This is a genomic window from Pseudomonas agarici (assembly GCF_001543125.1).
In the GTDB taxonomy this organism is placed as follows: Bacteria; Pseudomonadota; Gammaproteobacteria; order Pseudomonadales; family Pseudomonadaceae; genus Aquipseudomonas; species Aquipseudomonas agarici.
The window spans coordinates 1,007,064-1,028,702 of record NZ_CP014135.1 but is presented as its reverse complement, the minus strand read 5'-3'; the positions used below and the strand labels follow the sequence as shown (position 1 = coordinate 1,028,702).

Annotated in this window: 16 protein-coding genes, 1 tRNA gene and 5 pseudogenes; 16 read left to right on the top strand and 6 right to left on the bottom strand. The window is 57.4% G+C overall.

What is annotated here, in order from left to right; all coding sequences use genetic code 11:
* Window positions 1-87: 87 nt before the first annotated feature.
* Window positions 88-906 carry a shikimate 5-dehydrogenase gene (locus tag AWM79_RS04620; protein ID WP_060782250.1) on the bottom strand — a complete coding sequence of 273 codons (819 nt, stop codon included), beginning with the start codon at window positions 904-906 and terminating at the stop codon, window positions 88-90.
* 243 nt (window positions 907-1,149) lie between these two features.
* On the opposite strand from AWM79_RS04620, the gene AWM79_RS04615 reads away from it, so the two are divergent.
* From AWM79_RS04615 to pbpG, 4 genes are all read left to right on the top strand, one after another.
* The gene (locus AWM79_RS04615) at window positions 1,150-1,494 is read left to right on the top strand and encodes a hypothetical protein (RefSeq protein ID WP_017131148.1); all 345 of its coding nucleotides are present in this window, start codon (window positions 1,150-1,152) and stop codon (window positions 1,492-1,494) included.
* Between the two features lie 269 nt (window positions 1,495-1,763).
* Entirely contained in the window at window positions 1,764-1,958 is a 195-nt protein-coding gene (locus AWM79_RS04610; protein WP_060782249.1) for a hypothetical protein, read from the top strand.
* Window positions 1,959-2,099: 141 nt separating this feature from the next.
* Window positions 2,100-2,282, top strand: coding sequence for a hypothetical protein (locus AWM79_RS04605; protein WP_060782248.1), 183 nt, complete (start codon window positions 2,100-2,102; stop codon window positions 2,280-2,282).
* 561 nt (window positions 2,283-2,843) lie between these two features.
* A complete protein-coding gene (gene pbpG, locus AWM79_RS04600; RefSeq protein WP_060782247.1) occupies window positions 2,844-3,779 on the top strand; it encodes a D-alanyl-D-alanine endopeptidase in 936 nt (311 codons plus the stop codon).
* Between the two features lie 289 nt (window positions 3,780-4,068).
* On the opposite strand, the gene AWM79_RS04595 is transcribed toward pbpG, so the two are convergent.
* On the bottom strand, window positions 4,069-8,103 hold the full coding sequence (locus AWM79_RS04595; protein ID WP_167375417.1) for a glycosyltransferase: 4,035 nt from the start codon (window positions 8,101-8,103) through the stop codon (window positions 4,069-4,071).
* A gap of 176 nt (window positions 8,104-8,279) precedes the next feature.
* On the opposite strand from AWM79_RS04595, the gene AWM79_RS04590 reads away from it, so the two are divergent.
* From AWM79_RS04590 to AWM79_RS24845, 4 genes and pseudogenes are all read left to right on the top strand, one after another.
* On the top strand, window positions 8,280-8,840 hold the full coding sequence (locus AWM79_RS04590; RefSeq protein WP_060782245.1) for a GNAT family N-acetyltransferase: 561 nt from the start codon (window positions 8,280-8,282) through the stop codon (window positions 8,838-8,840).
* A gap of 70 nt (window positions 8,841-8,910) precedes the next feature.
* The gene (locus tag AWM79_RS04585; protein WP_017131141.1) at window positions 8,911-9,138 is read left to right on the top strand and encodes a hypothetical protein; all 228 of its coding nucleotides are present in this window, start codon (window positions 8,911-8,913) and stop codon (window positions 9,136-9,138) included.
* 440 nt (window positions 9,139-9,578) lie between these two features.
* Window positions 9,579-9,795, top strand: a pseudogene (locus tag AWM79_RS26175) (IS3 family transposase); the annotation flags it as partial.
* 331 nt (window positions 9,796-10,126) lie between these two features.
* Window positions 10,127-11,833: a hypothetical protein gene (locus AWM79_RS24845; RefSeq protein ID WP_143063278.1), complete on the top strand. Its 1,707-nt coding sequence runs from the start codon at window positions 10,127-10,129 to the stop codon at window positions 11,831-11,833.
* 297 nt (window positions 11,834-12,130) lie between these two features.
* Here AWM79_RS24845 and mqo read toward each other — a convergent pair whose 3' ends face one another.
* On the bottom strand, window positions 12,131-13,780 hold the full coding sequence (gene mqo / locus AWM79_RS04580) for a malate dehydrogenase (quinone) (RefSeq protein ID WP_026013086.1): 1,650 nt from the start codon (window positions 13,778-13,780) through the stop codon (window positions 12,131-12,133).
* 771 nt (window positions 13,781-14,551) lie between these two features.
* Here mqo and AWM79_RS04575 point away from each other — a divergent pair.
* The 4 genes and pseudogenes from AWM79_RS04575 (at window position 14,552) to arsH (ending at window position 16,466) form a co-directional block, all read left to right on the top strand.
* Window positions 14,552-14,626 (top strand) — tRNA-Gln (locus AWM79_RS04575).
* A gap of 205 nt (window positions 14,627-14,831) precedes the next feature.
* Window positions 14,832-15,182 carry a metalloregulator ArsR/SmtB family transcription factor gene (locus AWM79_RS04570; protein WP_017131138.1) on the top strand — a complete coding sequence of 117 codons (351 nt, stop codon included), beginning with the start codon at window positions 14,832-14,834 and terminating at the stop codon, window positions 15,180-15,182.
* Between the two features lie 78 nt (window positions 15,183-15,260).
* Window positions 15,261-15,731, top strand: a complete 471-nt coding sequence (locus tag AWM79_RS04565; RefSeq protein WP_017131137.1) for an arsenate reductase ArsC — start codon at window positions 15,261-15,263, stop codon at window positions 15,729-15,731.
* Window positions 15,731-16,466: pseudogene (arsH, locus tag AWM79_RS04560) on the top strand (arsenical resistance protein ArsH). The gene AWM79_RS04565 and the pseudogene arsH overlap by 1 nt, the downstream one beginning before the upstream one ends.
* Window positions 16,467-16,514: 48 nt before the next feature.
* Here arsH and AWM79_RS04555 read toward each other — a convergent pair.
* Complete coding sequence (locus AWM79_RS04555; protein ID WP_026013085.1) at window positions 16,515-18,089, bottom strand: L,D-transpeptidase family protein; 1,575 nt, start codon at window positions 18,087-18,089, stop codon at window positions 16,515-16,517.
* 71 nt (window positions 18,090-18,160) lie between these two features.
* Between AWM79_RS04555 and AWM79_RS04550 the strand changes: the two genes are divergently transcribed.
* The gene (locus AWM79_RS04550; protein ID WP_060782244.1) at window positions 18,161-18,889 is read left to right on the top strand and encodes a murein L,D-transpeptidase catalytic domain family protein; all 729 of its coding nucleotides are present in this window, start codon (window positions 18,161-18,163) and stop codon (window positions 18,887-18,889) included.
* Between the two features lie 24 nt (window positions 18,890-18,913).
* Here AWM79_RS04550 and AWM79_RS04545 read toward each other — a convergent pair.
* Window positions 18,914-19,948 (bottom strand): annotated as a pseudogene (locus AWM79_RS04545) (MFS transporter); the annotation flags it as partial.
* A 38-nt stretch (window positions 19,949-19,986) separates the two neighbouring features.
* Window positions 19,987-20,217 (bottom strand): annotated as a pseudogene (locus AWM79_RS04540) (recombinase family protein); the annotation flags it as partial.
* Between the two features lie 209 nt (window positions 20,218-20,426).
* Between AWM79_RS04540 and AWM79_RS04535 the strand changes: the two are divergent.
* From AWM79_RS04535 to AWM79_RS24130, 3 genes and pseudogenes are all read left to right on the top strand, one after another.
* Entirely contained in the window at window positions 20,427-20,699 is a 273-nt protein-coding gene (locus AWM79_RS04535; RefSeq protein WP_017131131.1) for a CopG family ribbon-helix-helix protein, read from the top strand.
* The gene (locus AWM79_RS04530; RefSeq protein WP_017131130.1) at window positions 20,699-20,974 is read left to right on the top strand and encodes a type II toxin-antitoxin system RelE/ParE family toxin; all 276 of its coding nucleotides are present in this window, start codon (window positions 20,699-20,701) and stop codon (window positions 20,972-20,974) included. Before AWM79_RS04535 ends, AWM79_RS04530 begins: the two co-directional genes overlap by 1 nt.
* An 85-nt stretch (window positions 20,975-21,059) precedes the next feature.
* A pseudogene (locus AWM79_RS24130) lies at window positions 21,060-21,335 on the top strand (transposase); the annotation flags it as partial.
* Window positions 21,336-21,639 lie beyond the last annotated feature (304 nt).

Here is a 21,639-nt window from a genome sequence, read left to right as displayed (position 1 = left end):
TCATAGCCGGGCTATGGCGAGGAACAGCAACGCCGACCAAGGGCTTGTGGCGCCGAAATGGGCTCACAGAACTCACCACACAGGCCACTAGGCTCGGGCAAACGCCACGGCCTTCTGGAACTGCTCCTGCGTGGGCCGTATGCCGGTGTACAACACAAACTGCTCCAGGGCTTGGATGGCAATCACTTCCAACCCGGTGATCACCCGCTTGCCCTGCTCTCGACCACGGACGATCAACGGTGTTTGCGAAGGAATCGCCACCACATCGAACAGCGTCTCGGCGGCATCCACCGCGCTCGCCTCGAATGCCAACTGGCCGGCCTCCGGACCGCCATCCATGCCCACCGGCGTTACATTAACCAGCATCTGCGCACGCAACGTACCCAACTCGGCCTTCCATTCGTACCCACAGATCGCCGCCAATGCCTTGCCGGCAACTTCATTGCGCGCCACGATGGTGCCATTGCGATAGCCGCCGTCACGCAGGGCCGACGCCACGGCCTTCGCCATCCCGCCACTGCCGCGCAGCGCAAAGGTGATGTCCCTGGGCACCGCATGGGTCGCCAGCAGCTGGGCAATTGCCATGTAGTCGGTGTTGTAGGCTTTGAGATGACCAGCCGTGTTGACAATCGTATTGATCGACTGGATCGCCGCCGCCGAGGCGTCCAATTCGTCCACCAAGGCGATACTGGCTTCCTTGAACGGCATCGACACCCCGCAACCACGAATTCCCAGGGCGCGGATCCCGGCGATTGCACCAGGCAGGTCCTGACTGCTGAAGGCCTTGTAATAGAAGTTCAAGCCCAGTTGTTCATAGAGATGATTGTGGAAACGCAGGCCAAAATTTCCGGGGCGCCCAGACAATGACATACACAGTTGGGTATCTTTGTTGGGATTCATCTGCATGTTTCATCTCCTGATGGGAACTTTCGGATAGATGGGATTAGCCATCGCCCCTGTTTTCGTTGATCATCGAACTCTGGCGCGGGTATCGCAGGACTGTAAGGAAGCATCGCCCGCAACCTTACACAAAATTTACTCAGCGGCAGTGACGATTTTCAAGAAATCGCTGTCATAGAAGTATCCCCGCGACAGTCCTTGAGTCTATTGCAGACAACAAGCGTAGGGGTTTGAACCCGAGGAATAATCATGATTCGTACAATTCCCAAGGTAGCTTTACTCGTCGGTGCACTCGCTGTCGCAGGTCAGGCCTCTGCCCACGGTGGCGGCTGGGTGGGGCCTGCCTTGTTGGGTGGTGTAATCGGCGGAGCGATTGTCGGTTCGGTGGTGTCCAACAATCGGCCGGTCTATGTCCAGCAGCCGGTCTATGCACAGCCCGCACCGGTCTATATTCAGCAACCGGCTCCGGTCTACTACCAACCGGCCCCGGTCTACGTCCAGGCACCGCCTCCAGTGGTGGTGTACGGCGGCGGCGGATACTACCGCCCGGCGTACTACGGTCATCGGCATTACGGTTACGGCCCACGCTGGTAATCGTCAAGGCAAGCACCCCAGGCCCCGCTCGCAAGACGGGGCCTAACTCGTTCGGGGCTTACCAAAAGTGCCAGCACTTCGTAGGCCTGGTCTGAATTTCGGTGGTAAAGGTCGCAAGCGAGACAGCAACGCCGAGCCAATGGCGCATGATAAGCAGCGGCCGTCGCCTTGAGCAGCTCTTCACACAGCTGTCATATCGGTGCTATTACCGATCGGCAAGATCGCTCACATACCCTGAGAACCTCTACCTATAAGAACAAGGACAAGTCATGCCTACGCAAAATCCGCATCGCACCGCCGGCCTTTGCACTTCCAGCAAAGTCTACAGCGCGCTCACCGAACTCAAGCAACTGGAGAGCCATCGCACCGCCAAGTTTCTCTCGTTGCTGGCCGAGAACCTGGTCTGCAAGGGATTGTTGAGCGAGCAGGAAGTCATGAACATGCTGGATCAGGTCGTCGACTGATCCAGCCTCTATTCAAGTGCTTGCGGTCGATGCCCTGTCTGGGACAAGACTTGATTTCATCGATGTCTACTATCGAGCGCGATGATTTTCCTCCGATCCGCGGTCCTCGTAAAGTAACTCCATAGATTGATGGAGGTACTTATGCCCAAGGTTCAAATCATGTCCGTTATCGGCAGCGCCGTCCCCGCCTCGCTCAGGGAATTGGGATTGCTCGCTTGTTGGTATCTGGTCCGCGACGGCGTCGCCATTAGCGGTCCTTTTACATCCCTTTCAGTGGCCAAGGCGCTGTCCGAGCGCATGGACGTGCACACTTTCGGTGCCTGATCGCATCACCTGTTCCCAAATCGTGCGTTGCTCCGCACAAACCCTTGCCCGCACTGGTTGCGGGCTTTTTTATGGGCGCCGATCAAGCGTGCCCGGCTTGCGCAGTATTGACTCAATGGCTGTGTGGCCAGGGTCTGTACGAAGTACTGTCAGTCAATTTCGGCGCCACAATGCACTGACCTACGTTGCAGGCCCCGCTGCACCCTTGGCTGAAACCCTCGAAATAAAGGCCCGCGAACCATACAACGGCGGCCATACCTGAGCTACCATATGTCTTATGGCCAGTATGGACGTGGCACTGATAGGCAAGCGACCGAAACCCGCTGTCGAGGTTGCTCTGGCGACCGGCTCGCCTTGGCAGAACTCAATTACGGACGGGATCGGGAGCGGAAGCTCGAAGAGAAAAATGGGACGAAATCGGCGCAAAAGTAAATTTTGTGTCAGTTACGCCCAATACCTCCAGAGGTATGGCAACTTGCTGAACTATATTCATAAAATGTAACGCTTTTTCTATAAAAACCCGTTGCCAACGGCATATCCATTTTTTGCGAGTCCATCCGCGTGAACATTCGTCATTCCATCCTGAGCCTTTTTTTTGTCCTGGCCGGCACCGTCGCTGTAACCCCTGTCGAGGCACGTGAAACCACCCAAGCCCCTCGCGATACCGTCCACCTGCAAGTCGCTTCCGGCAGCGCCCTACTGATCGATCTGCAAACCAACGAGACCCTGTATTCGAGCAACCCGGACGTGGTTGTGCCGATTGCCTCGGTGACCAAACTGATGACCGCCATGGTCGTGCTGGATGCCAAGCTACCGATGGACCAGTACATTTCGGTGAACATCAGTGACACCCCGGAAATGAAAGGTGTGTTCTCCCGGGTCAAGCTCAATAGCGAGCTGTCGCGCAAGGAGATGCTGTTGATTGCCCTGATGTCATCTGAAAACCGCGCCGCCGCCAGCCTCGCCCACCATTACCCCGGCGGCTACGCTGCGTTCATCGCCGCGATGAACGCCAAGGCCAAATCGCTGGGCATGATCAACACCCACTATGTCGAACCGACCGGCTTATCGATCCACAACGTGTCAACCGCCCGCGACCTCAGCAAGCTGTTGATGGCCGCACGCCACTACCCGATGTTGAGCGAACTGAGCACCACCAAGGAAAAGACCGTGGCGTTCCGCAAACCCAATTACACCCTGGGTTTTCGCAACACTGACCATTTGATCAACAAAGACAGCTGGAAGATCCAGATCACCAAGACCGGCTTCACCAACCAGGCCGGCCATTGCCTGGTGCTGGTCACCGAAATGGGCAACCGCCCGGTAGCTCTGGTGATTCTCGATGCATTCGGCAAGTACACCCACTTCGCCGATGCCAGTCGAATCCGCAACTGGGTCGAAACCGGCAAGAGCGGTGGTGTGCCGGATGTGGCCTTGCGCTATAAGGCCGACAAGAACTTGAAGAGCCGCCAGATGGATGCCCAGGCCGCAAAGTAACCACGGATCGAGCGGCCCGCTTACCTGGGCTGCGTTCAACGACGTTTGAGTGCCCGGTTATACGCGTACCTCGCCTTGTCGGCGTGCGCCAGGAGATTTGCAACCGGATCATGGCACTGTGGGTCATATTCGATCTGCCCCACGCTGAAACGAGTGCCATAACCCCGTTGCCGCCCTGAGTTGCGCTCATTCGGGGTTTCGCGCCGGGGCGCCATGATCGCTTCGGTTCGACCGGGGCGCCGCCGCTCAACAGCCCCTCCATAACGCCCCGGTGCGTGCCTTGGTCACATCAGCGGTTGACCGCCTTCAAGAGCAGGTCCACGGAGTGCTTCCAGGAATACTCTTCAGCCAACCTCCTGGCGAGCTTGTCAGCCCGCTCGAAGGCCGTCTGCGGATCGCGCAGCACTCCCTCGATACGCTTGGCCCACTCATCGGTGTCAGAAGACAAATCGCCCTGGGTACGCACGACGTAATGCTGAGACTCGACCTCTCCCAGCAACTGCAGGAGAAACTCGCCGATACCGCTCTGATGGCTGACCAGAATGGGCACGCCAAGGGCCAGAGCTTCCTGAGCGACCAAGCCGAATCCTTCACGCCTGGAGGGCATCAACAATAATGTCGCACGCTTCAGGTCCCCCTCGACCGTACTTTCCTCGCTGGTATATTCGCGCACCCGGATCGACAACTTCTGCCCACCGACGATCTTCAACAATTGCCCACGCAAAGCGGCACCGGTTCCTGGTGGTGCGCCACGAACAATCAACTCGGGGTCCGACCGAAAACGCACGTTACTGTCCAGCAACTTGGCAAGCCCCAGCGCTCCGATATCCAGCCCCTTGAGTTCAAGATCCTCGGCACGCCCTAGAATCAGGCAATGCAATCCATCGGGTGGCGTCCTCGTCTTCGAGCATGAAAACCCAGGAATCATTTCGTAGGTACTGGGAGGATGATTCAGTGCCGCCAGCAGATTGCGCGTCTCGCGGAATAGACGCGGTCCGACCGCAACGACCCATGCCGCTTTTTCAGAGAGTCTGAGTTCAATCCTTTCCCGCTCCTCGCTCTTGGCCGCGGCATCGTCTTTACCCTTGAACCACTCGATCTCCCCGGCAGCCATATGGACAAAATGGATCCGCTTGGCCTCGCGGAAGAAATCCGTTGCCTGGACATCCGCCGCCGGGCCAGTGATACGCCCATGTCCCACCACCAGTTCCGGGCTGAACCCCTCCGGCAGCGCCAGACGACGAAGCAACCCGCTCATGACTTCGGCACCGGGGCCTCCAGGTGCGCGCAAAAGATGGACGGCGCAATCCCGAGCATGAATGACTTCTGCCTCGGTGGCATCCGGCACCGCACAGACGACCCTACATCCGGCCCTTGCCAAGGCTCGACAAAACTCGCGATTGAAGGTGGACAACCCACCATGGGCGGAATTCCATTCCGTGGCCATCACCAGAACCGAGGGGCCATGGCAGCGCTCTTGCTGCGCCGGCACCTGGGACGTCAATGATTGAATCGGCGCTTGGCCGCCAGTTTCTTTCATGTGCGTTATCCAATCCGTGAGTTCGCGGCAGGCGCTCATATTCAATGGCCGCCTGACAACATGATCCATCCCGGTCAAAGAGGGAGGCAGTAGGATGAGACAGTTGGCCGGATGGCTCATCGAATAAGACACGGGTCCATTCCAGAGCGCCAGCAGATCCATCTCCGTTAGCGTTTCGCCCCGCGCCAGCGCGGTACCCGTGTAGAAACCATAAAAGCGATACGCCCCAGCCACATCCCCTTGGCGAAAGGCAATGAAACACCGAAGCCAGGTTTCTGCGTTTTCAGGCAGATAGCTGGAGCGTTGCAATGAGTCTAAAATCGCCTGCGCCTCCTCTAGCTGGCCTGCGCATAACCGGCAGAACACCCCTTGAAGCACCAGATAGTGATTGGCTGGCCAACGTGCAACGCCCTCATGGGCAATGTGGGCAGCCTCCTCCCAGTGCCCCGCTATCTGAGCCAGGAAGCACCTGGCGAACAGCACGGTTGCCGAATGACCGCCCTCGCGCCCGATAACAGTGTGCAGGTAGCCAAGATCAAGTCCGATGGCGGCGTTGAAAACCAGTTTTTCCTCAATGGTTGCGCTCTCGGCAACGTGGCGCGGAAAATCCGGGCGGGTGAGCAATTGATGCGCCTCTTCAACCCGATTATCGAGTCTCATCAAATGCGCACATTGGATATATATCGGGATTTGATGAGCTTCACGGGGCAATACTTCTATGCCCTCGGTCAACAGTGCAATCGCCTCCGCCAGCCGCCCGTCCTCTTTCAAACACGCCGCGCACAATTGATACAATCCAATGAGATAAAACTTCGCTGAGACTTTGCCAATGCCGCTGACCAACAAGGTAATGGCTTCGCCGAGTTGCTTGGCCTCTCTCAACAGTTCGGCGCACTGAATGTACAGCACCACACTATTGAACTCGGCCGAGATCAGCCCCAGACCTTCACGCAAAAAAGCGATTGCCTGCGCGCGACGATTTTCGTCCACGAGCAACTGTGCATAGGCATGGTAAAGCGCGACGACATTTTTCTCGGGCGGGATTGCGCCAATACCCTGTTTCAACAATTCCAGCGCTTCATTTCCTCGGCCCTGGCCCTTGAGCAATCTTGCCCCTTGCAAGTAAAGAGACACCGGATTGCCACTCTGCGAATAGGCCTCGATCGCCACATGGAGAGTCGCCAACGCATCATCGATCCGCCCCAGGCGCTCTTCAAGACGCGCCACAAAGTCCGCGGCATCGGGCGGTCCCTCAGGGCCGACCGCTAGCTTGGCATGCACCAGCGCCAGCTCGATATCGCCCGGCCTGTTGCGTTCGTTCAAACAACGGGCCAGGTAATATTCAAGCGGCCTGACCAGGCAATCCTCCAACAGAATGGTCAATACCGAGATCAACTCATCCAGTTCGTCCCCTGTTGGAATCTTCGAGTGGGTCTTGAAGGTTCTCAGCAGGTGATCGGCCGTGCTCAACACCACGCGATTGAGGTCTTCCTGACGACCGCAATGGTGCAGGTGATAGCGAAGCTCGGCGAAGGTACTGGCGACTCTCTTGTGGTCGATCACCATCGCCTGGGCTTCATAGGGGCGTATGTGGTACTCGGCGGCTTTGGAGTGAGCCTGCTTGAAATCGGGCCGACAATCACGCAGATGAGCCAAGCCGATTTCCCGAATGATCGGATGAAGCGAATACCAGCCCTGACGCTGGCTCAGAAGAAAGCGGGTAATCAGCAAGTTGCGAAAATCATTGGCGTCCTTAGTCACACCCGCGCAAATAATGTCGAAGCACACACGTTCAAAACTTCTGCGATGAACCGAGAGCATCAGCAATCGACGCTGCTGGATCGGCTCCAAGTGGCTCATGGTACGCTCCAGCAGATCCCGCTCCAGCCTCTGCAGGAAATCACGGGACACTTCCCGATCCTGATAAGCCCAGAGACTGGGGTTGGCACCGATCACCGCGTCCAGGGATTCATAAGCCAGGGTTGCCACCAGGCTCTCGATAGCCCTCGGATTGCACCCCAGGGAACGGATCAGATCCTGCTTGCGCTCCGCGGGTACCGCATCGAGATTGCCGCTGCCCCGCAACCGATCCTCCAACAATGCCAGGGCATCTTCTTCGGTCAGTGCCGTCAGCGTCTTGATCGGAAAGCTCTCCGACCAGCGCGCACGCTCAACCAGGCGATCACTGATCAATAGCAATCGTCCGCGAAGATTAGGTCGACCTCGCAGCAACGACAGAATCCCCACCAATTCACCTTGCGGCTCCCCGGTATTGGCCTTGAACAGGCGCTGTGCTTCATCGAGAATAACCAGCACCGGTTTGCGCAGCGCCTGCTCCAGGGCGAAAGCGGGATTAGGTCGCTCGGAAAGCAATGTATTCAACATCGTTTCGACGCCCAGCCCCGTCAGCCTGTCGGCGATATCGGACAGCGTCGCCTGCAGGGCGAGCGGGCGTTCCACCACCTCTTCGATGATGACCTGCCAGCCCTCCAACTGCTCGACATGCGTGGCCAGTTCTACCGACAATTCACTCTTTCCGACGCCGGGAAATCCTTCGATAAAACACACAGCCGGCCCTTCAACAAGCCAACGATCTGTCAACCAGCTCAATACCTGACGACGATTCTCCCCAAAGTGGGCCTTGTGCATGCACATCATCCATAGTCTACAAATCGTGGGCCAGCACCTGCGCCCCTTCTGGATTCCCGAAGGAATGGGAGGCGAGTGTGTAGCGGTCTCATCGAAGCGCTCAGAGCGAACGGGCGAAAACGCCGAATCCGACAATGTTCAATTGCCATCATCATAAGTCAATATTCACCCCATCGACTATCCCGTGCGTGCGACAGCGCAGTGACCGCGCCACCGCTCTTGCTGCCCGTTCAATGCCTTGCTCCGTATTGAAGAAAACACCCCTGGCGGTGCACTATCCGGGGCAACCTGTTTCTCTGGAGAAACACCTCATGTCGGTTGCAACCCCTGTCTCCATCATTCAGACCCACCGCCTGCTACTGCGCCCGGTGCAAGCGGACGACTTCAAGGTTGCCCAGGCCATCCACGGCGACCCGCAAACCAATCACTACAACCCCCAAGGCGCGGCGTCCCTCGAAACCACCAGCAGCAACCTGTTCAACTGGGTCGAGCACTGGAAAACCAGGGGCTTCGGCTACTGGGCCGTCTGCGACAAGGAACATCCGGAGCAGGTATTGGGCTTCGGCGGCCTCCAGGACGGCGTCTTCGGTACGAGAACCGCGCTGAACCTATATTTTCGGTTCGCGCCGCACGCCTGGGGCAAGGGCTATGCCAGCGAAATGGTCGAAGCCGCCCTGCACCTGGCCTTCTTGACCCTGGAGCGCAACGAGGTTATCGGCCTGGTGCGGCCAGACAACCTCCCCTCGCGCCGCGCCCTGGAGCGCGCCCGGATGATCGTCGACGGCGAACTGGATGATGTGCCGGGCCAGCCCCGCAGCCTGCTCTACAGCCTCAGTGCCGAACGTTACTTGAGCCCCGAAAATTTCATCTAGCGCGCACTGGCAAAAGCGTAAGATGGATCAAGCATTTATTACAAAATATGTCGACCCTGGGGAAGCCACTATGAAACCAAGCCTCGTCAAAGCCGCGCTGGTCGTCGCCAGCCTGTTACTGAGCGCCTGCTCTGGCGTGACCACCAACAGCAACAACAGCAACAACAGCGCCTGCGAAACACTAAGCTGCCAACAGCATTACAACAGCAGCGCACGCTCCAGCCAGCCAAGCGGCTCGATGAGCAACAACCTGGGTCGCAGTTTCAGTGAATACGGTGCGAGCATGCTGCGCGACTAAGGCAGCTCGATGCCTGCGCGAGCAACCGCTTTGCCAGAAATGAACCAGGTCAGTATCTAGTAGCGTCGAACCGTTCACCTGCGCCACAAGTTTCAGATACAGATGAGGAAAGGCCTCGGCAGTCTGGCGTCGAGTTAATACTTGGTGTTACTGTCGGGCTTTGCTACCTCCCGATCCCAGAGCACGCCGCCATGGATCTGTGGACCCTGACCCTTTTGCACACCCACTGTTGTTGGGGGACGACCCTTGACGCTGGTCAGCGAATGTCTCGGTATGGCGCGCTCGCAATTAGCAATTCGAATCAAGCAATCTGTATCGCTCAAAGTACGGCGAAACAGACATGTGGACGATACCGCATTGGTGTTGCAAATCCAGCAACAAATCAACGAGTTCGCCGTGTCTGGAGATGGCTGCGTCGCGCCCGTGAGACCCAGTTGCTGCCATCGATCAACGTAAAACGAGTTTACCGGGTGATGCGTGATCACAACTAACTGATTGAGCACCGAATCAAACAGCTCAATGTGCGGCGTCGGCACGAAGATCGTATTGCGGTGAAAACCAGCGACACGCGATGGGTGCTCGTTTCATTGCGAGGACGGCACAAAACTGAGCGTGACATTTGCCCTGGACTGCTGTGATCGCGAGGCCACCGGCTGGGTCATGAGTCCCACCTGGTAATTAGTGCTTGAAATATCGCTCGCCGAGAGAGTTCGAGCGCTTGGCAGTAGCACCAATTTAACGGAAATTGGTGCTCGGATTTGTAGAGGCAAGCCAAGCTCTCCGGCCCCATCAAATTCTTCACTCCAAGACTTCAACATCCGCCCTCAGCAGTGTAGACCTGACCAGCGAACAAATATTTACGTGCATCTCGATGGAACCACTCAAAACTTTCAAACCACTCAATCCGTTACAGTCGCTAATGACTTGCCAATGCATAACAGCAGCGCGTGTCTTTGGGCGGATCAGTGTCTATAGAGAGGATAAAGCTATGTTGCCCGTATCCAAAATGCAAGCTGGTATTCATCGGCTTGAAGCTACATCGACACCCGCCTCCGGCCAGGCGCAAAAAGAGCAGACCACGACAATCTCCACCCCAGATAACGGCCAATCAACCTCACAAGCTCATTCATCTCTGGCATTACCAAAACACATTTCATTCAATGGAAAAAACTTCAAAGTTGGCGCGCTAAAAGGTTCGATTGACTCAAATAAAATGAGGCAACTCCTGGATGCCACTGATCTTGGAGCAGCCTCAGCTATCAAACAAAACGCTGACCTTGGTCTAACTTATGAGACCAGCCTGAAAAGCCCACAAGGTAAATATGAAAGCGTATCGGTGTCGCTGAGCGCAGATAAAAATGATAATCTCAACAAAATCACATTAAAAAATCACAATAATGATCAGAGCAGTTTCCATGTAGAGTTTGATCACACCTCCGCGATTAGAGGTTTTTCGCATAACGCCCACCAATATAGTTCCACCCCTCTAGTAATCCCCGCTGGAGCACTATCTGATGGTGGCCTCGCACCAAGGCATCCGGGAGGTGAACGCTATCAGGTCATGCAATACATGAAATCTGGCGAAGAGCCTTTGATGGTCATCGGCCTGAAGGGATCCGAGAGTAATAACTTCGTCGTTTATAATAGCAAAAATCATAAGCCTGTAGGGCAATTAAAGATTATAGACGGTCCAGCTAGTGGCCAAGTTCCTAGAAAAGTTTTGGTGGATCTCAGCGAAGCCAAACTCCGCGGTGGCATGCGCCACATCAAGCGAAGAGCAGACGGCGTCAAAACTAGCCGATCATCTCCGACAGGCTACAAACTACACAACGGCCAGCCCTGTGACCGCCATGGCAATCCCGTACCTGGCTCCAGTTCATCAATTGTAGCTCAAGTGGCGACTAACAACTCCGCCTCCATCTCGCTGCAGCACATTGGTCTGCCATTATCTCAACGCCCCTACAGCGCATATGCAACACAGGTCCGTCAAGCGCTGCATGGAAAAGGCGAAGCGAAGCTTGACGCACATGCTGCCACTTATTACAGCGCCACCTCTCAACCTGTTTCAGCTATTACGGCGATAGACGGTGTTATCGCATCACTTGATCGATATAACCCCGATGAAGTGCGACTTTCCGAATTCTTACAGCATTTACAATCACAAGCAGCCGCAGGTCATCCCGTTTCTTTACCCGATTATTATCACTGTACAAAGGAACAGGGATTTGACGAAATGTTGTCATCATCCAACCCTCGAGTGAATGTTCAGACACCTCGCACAGGTACAGGGGCTCAAGGTGCGTGGCTATCAACCAAACCTGACGTCAGCGCCTTTGGGCCTTTTGTATTTGGCTTCAATCACCACTTAGACTTATTGCATTCGACCACTCACCCTGCTCAAGGTAAATCAACTATCGCAAATGCTGGCGGCGAATATCACATAGGCATTCAAGAGCCGATTTCACTGACGGGCCGTAATGCTTATAGCAACGCCGAAAACCCACTCAGCATAGTGGGCGCTCCAGCAAACGCGATAGAAGAATATAAACGCATGGTTGCCAACCTTGGCCCACAGCTTTCATTTCCTCGAGCAGATGGCTCTACGGATGTCGCGGTTTTCAATACTGAAACAATACAAAAACTGGCTTTCCTGCTACGTGAGCAAGAACCGCTCAAATACCCGAAAAGTTGGTAGCTCTTTTGATCTATCAAGTGGTGGTGTTGAACTGCTCTTGATCCGAGAGTTCCTGCTGTTTATTTCCTGACCAGAGCAGCGCCTCCGCCCCTGCCACCGACTACAGCTGCTCAAGCAGCTTCGATATACGCAATAATCGCTCATCGCCAAACAATGCCAGAATGTGGCGCAGGTAGTTGTCGTGATCGGTGCCCTGGAGGTGAGCACAACACCTTCTGGCGAGCCATGCCGAAGACAAAAACGCCACTCGATTGAGTGGCGTTTCCATGGCGCTTGCTGCGTTGACGCAGGCGCGGCTTACAGCGCCATGTCAGCCTTCGGATTGTCTTCGGTCTTGGGCTTGTCGGCGGCGGCAGGAGCGGCCGGTACCAGCGCGCTCTGATCGATCACCGGAGGGGTGGTCAATTGCAGGACTTCAGCGGTGTAGTTCCACTCTTTCTGCACCGCTTCAGGGTTGCCGTTCAGCTTGGTGCCGTAGCTTGGCACGATCTGGTGCAGTTTTTCCTGCCAGGCTGGGGTTGCCACTTTGTCCTTGAAGACTTTTTCCAGCACACTCAACATGATCGGCGCCGCGGTGGAAGCACCTGGCGATGCGCCCAGCAAGCCGGCGATGCTGTTGTCCTTGGCAGTGACCACTTCGGTGCCGAGTTTCAGGACGCCGCCCTTCTCTTCGTCACGCTTGATGATCTGCACGCGTTGACCGGCTTGCCACAGGCGCCAGTCTTCCTTCTTCGCCTCGGGGAAGTACTCCTTCAGGGCGTTGAAGCGATCATCGTCGGACATCATCAGTTGACCGCCCAGGTACTGGACCAGATCGAACTGATCGATGCCCACGCGGGTCATCGGCCAGATGTTGTGGGTGGTGGTGCTGGTCAGCAGGTCAAAGTACGAGCCGTTCTTCAGGAACTTGGTGGAGAAGGTCGCGAATGGCCCGAACAGGATCACGCGCTTGCCGTCCAGCACGCGGGTGTCCAAGTGTGGAACCGACATGGGCGGCGCGCCGGTCGACGCAATACCATAGGCCTTGGCCATGTGCTTGAGGGCGATGTCCTGGTTATCGGTAACCAGGAACGACCCACCGACCGGGAAGGCCCCGTAGTCGTTGGCTTCAGGGATACCGGACTTCTGCAGCAGGTGCAGTGCGGCGCCACCGGCACCGATAAACACGAACTTGGCGTCGGTCTGGGTTTCAGTACCGTCTTTCAGGTTCTTGTAGACCACGCGCCAACTGCCGTCTTCGTTGCGCTTGATGTCCCGCACTTCGCTGGACAGATTGAGCTTGAAGGTTGGCTGCTGTTGCAAGTACGCGACGTATTGGCGAGTGATCTCGCCGAAGTTCACGTCGGTGCCGATCGGCGTCCAGGTGGCGGCGATCTTCTGCTTCGGATCACGCCCCTGCATCATCAGCGGAACCCACTTCTTGATCTGTTCCTGATCTTCGGTGTATTGCATACCGCTGAACAGTGGGCTGGTCTGCAAGGCCGCGTAGCGATCCTTGAGGAACTTGACGTTGTCATCGCCCCACATGAAGCTCATGTGGGGCGTCGAGTTAATGAACGAGTGCGGGTTCTTCAGCACCCCCTGACGCACCTGCCAGGACAGGAACTGGCGGGTGATCTGGAACGATTCGTTGATCTCGATCGCCTTGGAAATGTCGATCTTGCCGTCTTTGCCATACGGCGTGTAGTTCGACTCGGCCAAGGCCGAGTGACCGGTACCGGCGTTGTTCCAGCCATTGGAGCTTTCTTCGGCCACGCCATCCAGGCGCTCGACCATTTCCATCGACCAGTCAGGCTGCAGCTCATTGAGCCAGATGCCCAGAGTCGAACTCATGATCCCGCCGCCGATCAGCAGCACATCAACCTTCTTGGCCTCGGCCGCGAACGAGGACGTGACCCCTATCGACAAGGCCACGCCCAACAGCACCTTGTTCACTTTTTTCAACATATAGTCATACCTACGATAGATCGCCATCCGTTCCTCCAGCCTTGCTCGTGAGACATACCAAGCGCACGGACACCTGGATTCGCACACTCGAAAGAACTGGAGAATGGGCACACAAGGCCGCCATCACTGGCATCGGCCTCACTTTTTATGTCGCTCCTGCGCTGACTTCTTATCGTTGTTGGCTTCAGCTGACTTGAGTGACATGCATTCTGTTGGTGCGTGGTTGCGCACAGGGACGGCATTGCCGCCATCAGACTCGGCACCACCCAACGAACAGGCCAATGCGCGACCGCAGGGTCGCGAAATGCCTGGCCTGGGCTGCAATCTCGCGCGGGGAAAAGCGTAGAGACTGCTCAGCATCAATGGTGGCCGAAATGCCATTGTCCACAGGACACGCAAGTCCGTCAAAAAAAGCGTCTAATTCCTACTTTATTTTGACAAAAGAGTGACATCATTTTCTTTAAAATCATGGTAGACGAACCTGCTCCAGATGCCAGCCCCTCTCTCGCCACGCCGTTTTTCTCTATCGAGCAGGATCACCACCATTTGGCGGTGACCACAAAACCAACGCTACCGAATGGCTCACATCCACCGGATAGACTGCCGAGCCACTCTGCTGGATAATTAAGTAGCTGTTTTAAAACAAATTTGTTTTACAAAGAGCTTTCCAGGCGCGGCGAAAATTGATAAATTCCCGCCCACTCCCGCGCTGGCCCTTACGGGACTGACAATAGCGGGAGTCGAGTGCCAGGCACTCGTCGCAACAGCTACAGGGGCGTCGCCAAGCGGTAAGGCAGCAGGTTTTGATCCTGCCATGCGTTGGTTCGAATCCAGCCGCCCCTGCCATTCTCCCTATTGAATGTCTGCAGGATCACCCATCGCCCTGTACGGGAACGCCGCGCCTCACGGAGCACGCTGGTGGGTTCGGCTGGCGCGCTCGCACCTGACCCACTGAGCGAAAGTCGGCCGATTCGCCTGACTGCTATCGACAAAGGCAATACATATGTATATTCGAATATACAGATATTCAAATATACACAAAGGCATTGCCATGCACCTGTCCCCAGCCACCTTCTTCCGCTGTCTCGGCGACGAGACCCGTACCCGCATCATGCTCATGCTCTGTGCCCAGGGTGAACTGTGCGTCTGCGAGCTTATCTGGGCACTGGACGATAGCCAGCCGAAGGTCTCCCGTCATCTCGCACAATTGCGCGCCTGTGGGCTGCTTGAGGATCGTCGCCAAGGCCAGTGGATCTATTACCGCCTTCACCCGCAGCTACCGGAATGGGGCTATGAGGTGCTTCAGGTGACCCTCAAGGCCAATCAGGCCTGGATCAACAGCGGCACCGAGCGGCTCGTGTCAATGGCAGATCGCCCCATTCGCCAGTCCACCTGCTGCTGATCTTGACCGCACCGCCGAGCTGCTAGTGCTCTTGCCGCGCAGGTCGTGCCAGCGAGTATTCACTCCCAGGAGAAAACCATGAAAGTCCTGTTCATGTGCACTGCCAACAGTTGCCGAAGCGTGCTCTGCGAAGGCCTGTTCAATCACACGGCGCCCGAAAACATGAGGGCGGTTAGCTCCGGCAGCGCCCCCAGCGGGCGCCTCAACCCGCGTGCGATCAGCACCCTGCAAGCGCTCGGGGTGGACACCTCGGGGCTCTACAGCAAAGGCTCGGAAAGCTTCGCCGACACCCCACCGGACCTGGTCATCACCGTCTGCGACAAAGCTGGGAGCGAACCCTGCCCGGTGTATTTTGGCCCCGCCATCAAGAGCCACTGGGGACTGGTCGATCCGTCTGATGTACAGGGCACCGACGCAGAGATCCAGGCAGCCTTCGATGCCACAGTGGCAAAGATTCGCCTGCGCTTTGCCGCCTTGTTCCGCCTCGACCTGTCGACCCTCGACCCGACAGCACTCAAGCAAGCACTGGACCGTATCGGAGCACTCTGATGAGCGATTTGAACACTGATTTCCCTGTCGATCTGCCGGGCCTGGATCTGTCCTTATTCGACCTGCCGACGCCGGAGAAACTCGCGCAGCGCACGCATCCGGAACACCCACCGCGCATTCTGTTGTTATATGGCTCGACCCGCGAATGCTCTTTCAGTCGGTTGTTGACCGAAGAAGCGGCACGCCTGCTCGAACACATGGGCGCCGAAACGGCGATCTTCGACCCCCGTGGCCTACCCCCTGCCCGACTCCGTGCCCATCGATCATCCGAAAGTGCAGGAGCTACGCGACCTGGTGATGTGGTCCGAAGGACAGGTCTGGTGTTCCCCGGAACGCCACGGTGCCCTGTCGGCGGTGTTCAAGGCACAGATCGACTGGATTCCCCTGGCACTCGGTGCGGTCCGTCCCACCCAAGGCAAGACACTGGCGGTGATGCAGGTGTGCGGCGGATCGCAGTCGTTCAACACCGTGAACCAACTGCGGGTGCTCGGACGCTGGATGCGCATGGTCACCATCCCCAACCAATCGTCGGTACCCAAAGCCTTCCTCGAATTCGACGAGACCGGGCGAATGAAACCTTCCGCCTACTACGACCGCGTTATCGACGTGATGGAAGAACTGATGAAGTTCACTCTCCTGCTGCGCGGTCGGGAGCACTACCTGGTGGATCGCTATTCAGAACGCAAGGAAAGCGCCGAGGCACTCTCCCGCCGCGTTAATCAGCGCTCCCTATAAATGTCCACTCCACCTGATGTGAGCCGAAGGCCGGCTCTGCCACCAGCATCAGGACGAGCTTCCCAGAGCCTTCAGCAGCAGCGGATCACGCCCATAGATATCCGGTGCATAGAGCAACGTGCCATCGCTGTCGACCTGAACCGTCCAGTAACCGAGCAGAATCGGCACCGGTGCCGCCACGCGGAATTCGTGGGTGTCGCCACTGGCGAGCAACTCGTCGGTCCTGGCCTGCTCGGCCGAGGTCAGCAACAGGTCGCGCAACTGCAGCGGTTGCTCGACCCGCACGCAGCCTGAGCTGAAGGCCCGAGGCCCCTTGGCGAAGAGCGGCTGGCTGGGCGTGTCGTGCAGGTACACCGAGAACGGATTGGGAAAGCGCAGGACGATCTTGCCCAGCGGGTTACGCGCACCGGCCCCCTGGCGTAGGAGGATATTGCCCGGCCGCTCCCAATCGATGCTATCTGCCGCCAATGGATGCCCTTCGCGGTCGAGCACTTGCAGATTATGCTGGGCCAGGTACGCCGTCGGGTCCAGGCGGATGGCCGGCAGCATGTCTTCGCGCAAGATGGTCGGCGGCACGGTCCAGGTCGGATTCAAGGTCAGACGGGTGACTTGCGACTTCAGCAGCGGCGTCTGCCGCTCGGCACGGCCGACCTGAAGGCGGGTCTGCCAGATAGGGGCGCCGTCGTGGTAGACGCTCAACTGCGCCGCCGCGACATTCACCAGCACGCCCTCGGGCTCCAGATCCGGTGCCAACCAGCGAAAGCGTTCGAGGTTGATGCGCAACTGCTCGCGGCGCTGCGCCGCAGGGATATTCAGCTCGGTCAGAGTGCCCGACCCGATGACCCCGTCGGATTGCAGCGAATGTTGCAACTGGAAATGCTTGACCGCATCGGCCAGTTCTCTGCCGTAGCTCTTTTCAGGACCGCCGGGCCGGCCTTCCAGATAGCCCTCGGCCAGCAATCGCGCAGCCAATACCGGCACCCGTGCGTCCTCCATGCCTGGTCGCAGCAAGGGGCCGCCGGCCACCACCGGCCAATCCGCCAGCGGCAGCCGGCGTTGCAGGGCGTACAGGTGCCGAAGGCGACGGTACAACTCGACATTCGGCCGCGCCTGATCGAACCCCAGGGCCATATCCTGTAATCCGGTCGCGGCCAGCGTCAGCAATCGGGTGTCTGGATCCTGTGCCCCTGGCTGAGCGTGCCAGAGCGGCTCGAAACGGGCTTGAGACAGACGACCGAAATGCAAATCCTGCAAAGCTCGCAGGTACTGTCGGCTGATCTCGATATCGGTACACAGCGCATTGCCCGCACCGGGATCCAAGGGCAAGGAGTAGCTCGCCGGGTCCAGGCCATCATCGGCCAGTAATGGCAATTGGGCCTGCAAGGCCGCCAACCGATCATTGCCGGACCAAAGTGCAACGTTGTCGTGCTGCAAGTAGAACGCCTGCAGGCGCAAGCGCGTCGGTCCATCCAGTTGCACGGCCAGCGCCGGGCAGTCGCTCGGCAACTGCGCCAGCGCCGATTGCAAGGCGGTGGGCGGCTCGACCGGCAGATCCTGCGCCGTCGCGACCAGTGGTGCCACGAGCAGGCACATGCTCAAGTAATATGCGTGTTTTCTGAACAAAGGCTTGGCTCCCATCCACGGTCATCCCACGGGATGCGCAGGCCTGCACCCACGGCGGAGACGCTCCCTACATGCTGATACCTTGCCATCGACTCTGCCTGAGCATTTTGGGCCTGTTCATTATGACCCTGGCTGTGTCCGGCGGTTCTGTCCTGGCCGCCAGCAAGGCGAAATCGACGCTGTATGGCAGCCTCGCCCACGCCGCGCCAGAACTCAACCCCCTGGTACTGAAAAGCGCCCTGAGCGCCATGCAATGTGCGATCAATCAAGGTCATGGGCAATCCGAACGCCTGGCCGTGATCGACTACTCACAGCCTTCGACAGCGCGGCGCCTGTGGATCTTCGACCTGCGCCAGAAAACCCTGGTGCTGCGCGACCTGGTCGCCCATGGGCAGAAATCCGGAGAGAACTTCGCCACTCAATTTTCCAACCGCCTGGGCAGCTACCAATCCAGCCTGGGGCTGTTTCGCACCCAAGAAAGCTATGAGGGCAGCCATGGCTACTCGCTGCGCATGGACGGCCTGGAACCGGGCTTCAACGATCGCGCCCGCGACCGTGACATCGTCATTCACGCCGCTGACTACGTGAGCCCTTTGTGGAGCCAGCGCGAAGGCCGCATCGGTCGCAGCCAGGGCTGCCCAGCCGTGCGCCCGCAGGTGGCGCGACAAGTGGTCGACAAGCTCAAGGACGGCCAGTTCATGTTTTCCTGGTACCCCGACCGGCACTGGCTGAAGTCTTCGCCCTACCTCAATTGCAAGCCACAGCAGATGGCCGCTACCACTCTCCCCCAAGGCGGTTGAGCCACCACGGCTATGGGAATTGACTCACCTCAGGCGGCTGTTCGCCTCGCTGGCATCGTGCTGTCGCGCATAGGCAGCGCCGATCAGGTAGAAGCAACCGCCAGCGATAATGAAGCCGGCCAGCATGTAGAACATGAAATGCGGCGCCCACCAGGCCAGGGCAAAACCACAGAGCACGGGGCCCAGCGCACCGCCCAGGGTCGACAGGTTCTGCGCCCCGTAATACATGCCGCGCAGGTGCCGGGGAGCGATGCGATCGATAAACATATACTCGGCGGGAAACACGATGATCTCTCCCAAAGTGAACACCGCCATGGCCAATGCCCAATGCAACACCGTGCTCGATAATGCAAACCCCGCGACCCCAAGCAGGAACAGGCTGAAGCCCATCGTCAGCCACAGGTTCAGGTGCCGCTGGGTGATATGCCTGCCCACCAGGAACTGCAGGCCGATGACCACCAGCGCGTTCACCGCCACCACCGAACTGATGACCTGGTAGGTGAACTCCGGCGTAGCGGTGGTCACCAGGTACTGCGACAGATAAGCAGTGAACTGGCCGAACACTACGGCGCTGAGCAAGCCACCCAAGGTGAAGCAGACCAGGCGCTTATCCCGAAGCAGGATCCGGCTCACACCGATAAAGGACATCGTCGTCCTGGCCCGGTCGACCGGACGCAGGTGCCGGTCACCGAGGTTGTAGTAGGCCAGGAAAGACACCACCCCCAGCAAGGCAGACATCACAAAGGGCAAGCGCATATCGAGGTGGGCCAATCCCGCACCAACAAATGGTCCAACCGCATAGCCGATATTGATCAGCGTGTAGCGCACCGAGAACACACCGGCTTGCTCCTCTTCCGGCAGGATTCGGCCCAGGGTCGCCTTGACCACCACATCGATCACCGCATAGGCAAAGTTGAACAACACCAGGAACACGAAGAACAGCCAGAGCCGCTGGCTGATGCACATGCCGATAAAACCGAGCACGAACAGCCCGGTGAAAGCCAGTATCAGGCCAAAGCTGGAGCCCCTGTCCGTCAGGTAGCCGCCATAGACACTAAGTGTAGCGGCTCGCGTTTGAAAACACGTGGGCTCGCATTGACAATACCGCGTAAGTCGTCAAGGTTACGCGCCAAACGGTCCATGCTGTGCACGACTACGGTATCGCCTTCGCGGACAAATGCGAGCAATGCATCGAGTTGCAGCCGTTGAATATCCTTGCCCGATGCCCTGTCGATGAAAGTACGATCAACCTGGACATGCTCCAGCTGACGCTGAGTGTTTTGTTCCAACGTACTGACCCGAATGTAACCGACGCGTTGCCCTTGCATTTTTCTTGCGCCTCACACTTTGTCAGGTTGACATCTTAGACCCTGGTCTGAGATGTCAACTAATGCAAATAATGACCCTAATTTTACGCCTTTCCTCGGAATGTTTGACTGTCGATTAAGGGTATAGCCCAACCTGACAGCACGCTTGACGACACGTTGTTATTCACTATGATTATAGGTTATTCGAATTGAATCAGGATTGACCACAAATGGTAACTACCGCCAAAACCCGATCCGTCACAGCTCACGTTCCGGTGCAACTGGCGGAAAAAGTCGATTTGATGGCTGAGCGTCTGGAGCGCTCTAAGAACTGGATCGTCAAGCAAGCCCTGTCTGCTTGGATAGACCAGGAAGAAGAGCGTAGTCGCCTGACTCGTGAGGCCTTGGCTGATGTTGACGCTGGACGTGTTATTGACCACCAAGCCGTCCAGGCCTGGGCTGACAGCCTTAGCACCGACACTCCGTTGCCGGTGCCGCGCTGATGGAGTTGAAGTGGACAAGCAAGGCGCTTTCCGACATTACCCGGCTATACGAGTTTATGGCCTTGGCGAATCAACCTGCCGCAGCACCAGCAGTGCAGCAACTCACCACAGCACCTACCACGCTGCTGACTAACCCGCGCATTGGCGAACGTCTAGAGGAGTTCGAGCCAAAGGACGTGCGCCGAATTCAGATCGGCCAATACGAGATGCGTTACGAGATAGCGGATTTAACTATCCACCTGCTGCGCCTGTGGCACACCCGCGAAGACCGATAGAGGGACGGAACACATCAACTGGCGGGCCTACGACTGATCGGAAAACCTTAGCGTACAATTTTTTCCGAATTCTGTAGGCTCCCCTGACGCAGAACACCTGCGTCACTACTGCGACCGTTACCGAATACAGCCTGTGATCCCGCTACGGGCCATGTCACGTAAACCTCGACCTGGCTTGCCCCGACTCTTTGATCGTCCAAAGTATCGCCAGCGCAACATCGTTGAGCGGATGTTTGGCTGGCTAAAAGAGAACCGCAGAATAGGCACTCGTTACGACAAGCTGGCGAGAAGCTTTTCGGCCATAGTCACGCTGGCCTGCAGTCTGCGCTGTATGCGGCAATACTTTTCGTACAAAACCTAGCGAGTGTCGCCGAAACCGATCCGGGCAAAGCGATTGAACTTGTCAAAGGACTGTTCAATTACGGCATCGCCCGTCTACCCGGCGAGCAACACGCTGCAGGGCTGGAGCGGATAACCGACGCCATTCACGACATGGCCGCAACGATAGACCCGTTATGGGGTTATAAGCCGAAACCGCCGAAATTTCCGTCAGTCCGATCCGTGACATTGTGTATCGGGTTGATCAGCTTGCAGCCGGTTCGGTAGGTGTAAGTCCGTTCAGCAGGATGTGTCTTCAGGGTATCAATTGGATCTGCCCGCTTGCC